We start from the raw sequence: 1,375 nt of genomic DNA on the forward strand, positions 1-1,375 counted from the left end.
CTTTGTGGAGTTGCTAGAAGCAGGGAACATGACTGAAAGTTGCCCAAACAATGTGTGTAGCCATGTGCTGAGAGAGTTGAAAGAGGAGGGGATGCCAATCAATCTAGCGGAGTACCTTGCAGATATGCCATTTGCATTGCTTCCACTGTTAGCTCATCCCATTAGCAATATCTATGAAGTGGAAGATGACTACTCTATGAGTGGTCTTGTACTTCCTCGTCCTGGAATAAGGGTAAAGCCTGAAGAATATCTTCCCATGGGGATCTCGCCCCAGGCGGGGGGTAGGATTGGCCCATATATGTGGTTCTTGTATGTGGATGAACACTTTGTGGGAGGCTGCATCAAGAGATACGTGAAGCACGTGAATGTAAAGCTAAAATATTGGCAAACTGATCAACTTATCTTTAATCTACACATTTGTGGTTGGTGGGAAGGATCGACCCCGTGCTTTGGGGTGTACAATTCTGCCAGTGGGTGGTGTTGGAAGATATGTACTTGGAATCCGTGGAGCGCGATTTACAGCCTTGTCTTGGCTGCAGCGTCGGTATATGTTGCTTATTGGGTTGCAAGTGCATTGGCTGCTGCAGTCGCGACAGCTGCTGTGGGCGTCCTAACCGCCATACCTGGTGTGCCACCGCCACCATAACAACCGATTACCTTTATTGGCGCGGCGGACGAGCCGATTGCAGAGGCAGGCTTGCCTTCTGAGGCATCGGACGTAGTCCGTCGCGCCATTAAGCGGGTAGCATTAGCATAATGAGGAGGACAAAATGCAAGAATATATCGGAGAGGAGGAGTTTTATTATCAAGAGTTTGGATACATGCCTCTTCCTGAAAGAGAAGAGAAATGGCAAAAACTGCTTTCGTTTGTGTTAGATAAGGCAGATATAGTGGAATTCATTGTGGGAGATGAAAGAAGCCTTCCACCATGTTTGAAACCATTCCGTCCTAATCTCATCAAAATATTCTCAACCCATTGGAAATATGGATCAAAACGTAGGCGCCCTGTAACTTACGCTCGGTTTGCTATATCTGATGAACTAAAAAACTTCTTGATGCACCGTCGCACTATAGGTCGATGGGGTGAAGGATATCCTGAAGACCCGTTGTTTTATAGAGGGAACGAATTAATCATGTGGGTTATCGGTCATGAGGATGTGGCTTTTATCCGACTTTCTGAGGATGAAGCGATGGAGTTCAATAAGGAAGGCTTCTCGCTAGAGAAAATCAGAATTCCTCCGCCATATCCATTATCACCGAAAGAATAACAATAACAAGAAGTCTATTTTGTAATGTGATATTGCATTATGCCTAACACCCGCTACTGAGAAACAGGGAAAAGAGCGAAATAGCCCCCGAAATGCCTGGTCATGGA

Annotated in this window: 2 protein-coding genes; both read left to right on the forward strand. The window is 45.9% G+C overall.

Translation table 11 applies throughout. From position 1 onward, the window contains the following. Window positions 1-124: 124 nt before the first annotated feature. Window positions 125-646: a hypothetical protein gene (locus AC3WVG_RS11875; RefSeq protein ID WP_488798329.1), complete on the forward strand. Its 522-nt coding sequence runs from the start codon at window positions 125-127 to the stop codon at window positions 644-646. Window positions 647-770: 124 nt separating this feature from the next. After that, on the forward strand, window positions 771-1,268 hold the full coding sequence (locus AC3WVG_RS11880; RefSeq protein ID WP_488798330.1) for a hypothetical protein: 498 nt from the start codon (window positions 771-773) through the stop codon (window positions 1,266-1,268). Window positions 1,269-1,375 lie beyond the last annotated feature (107 nt).

The organism is Desulfovulcanus sp. (assembly GCF_982781345.1).